This window comes from Phytobacter sp. V69 (genome assembly GCF_965644215.1).
In the GTDB taxonomy this organism is placed as follows: Bacteria; Pseudomonadota; Gammaproteobacteria; order Enterobacterales; family Enterobacteriaceae; genus Phytobacter.
Genome location: NZ_CBFFRL010000434.1, coordinates 1 through 1,233, shown reverse-complemented (window position 1 = coordinate 1,233; position 1,233 = coordinate 1). Strand labels below are relative to the sequence as shown.

General features: G+C 50.8%; 1 protein-coding gene. It reads left to right on the top strand.

Annotated features, from left to right (window positions below):
* Positions 1–13 precede the first annotated feature (13 nt).
* Positions 14–1,042, top strand: a complete 1,029-nt coding sequence (locus ACSZPU_RS25785) for an IS630 family transposase (RefSeq protein WP_499004458.1) — start codon at positions 14–16, stop codon at positions 1,040–1,042.
* Positions 1,043–1,233 lie beyond the last annotated feature (191 nt).

Genomic DNA, 1,233 nt, shown 5'->3' with positions numbered 1-1,233 from the left:
TCATGCTCAGACCATGAATATCAGACTCACACCTGAACAGATTGCAGCACTTGAGGCTCAGCACCGACAAAGTCGTGACCGCCGCGTCTGCGACAGAATTCGCTGCGTACTTCTTTCTGCTCAGGGCTGGTCAACGGCCATGATTGCTCAGTCTCAGCTCATTCACGAGACTACTGTTCTGCGCCATATTGCCGATTATCTTCATGAGGGTAAACTGACCTCTGACAACGGTGGCTCACAGGAGCACCTCACTTCTGTACACTCAGCAGAACTGATTTGTTTGCTGACCACAGATGTCCATGCGAGCACAGCCAGTATCGTTGCCCTTGTCAGGGAACGGTTTGGTGTGTCTTACTCCATTCCCGGTATGAACAAGTGGCTTCACCGCCATGGTTTTTCCTGGAAAAAGCCGACAGGCGTTCCGCATAAGTTCAGCGAAGAGAAACAGCAGCAGTTCATGGCTGAATATGAGGCTCTGAAGCTGACGGCGGGTGATAAAGAACCCATTCTGTTTATGGATGCGGTGCATCCCACGCAGTCAACAAAACTGAGTGGTGGCTGGATACGCCGGGGTGAGCGCAAACCGGTTAAGACAACCGGCAGCCGCACACGGATGAATATTATCGGGGCACTCTGTCTGAACGACATCGCACGGACAGTGACCGGCGATTATGCGCAGATTAATGCCAGAACCATTTGTGATTTTTTTATCGCCATCCGGCAGACTTACCCGGTCAGGCAGAGAGTACATCTCATACTGGATGGTGCGCCGTATCACCGGGCCTCGCTGGTGCAGGACTGGGCGGTGGTGATGAATATTGAACTCCACTACCTGCCCCCCTACAGCCCGAATCTGAATCCGATAGAGCGGTTGTGGAAGGTGATGAATGAGCATGCCCGAAACAACCGTTATTTTGCCACAGCGAAGGCCTTCCGGACGGCAATAAACGGATTTTTCAGCGATACCCTGCCAGAGATAGCGGGGAAACTGAGCTGTCGAATCAATGATAATTTCCAGACACTTAAACCAGCATCATTGTGATGATTGGTTATATAAAAATCCCAAGGAATACAAGATGAATGATGGTATGAACCGCCGTACCTTTATTATTGAACTTGCCGCTCTGGGGGCGTTTGCGGCAATGCCTGCAACCTCCGCACAGGAAGCCAAGGAAAATCATATAAATGCAATGATGGCACCAGACCCTGATGCGCCTAAAGTATCGATGCTTA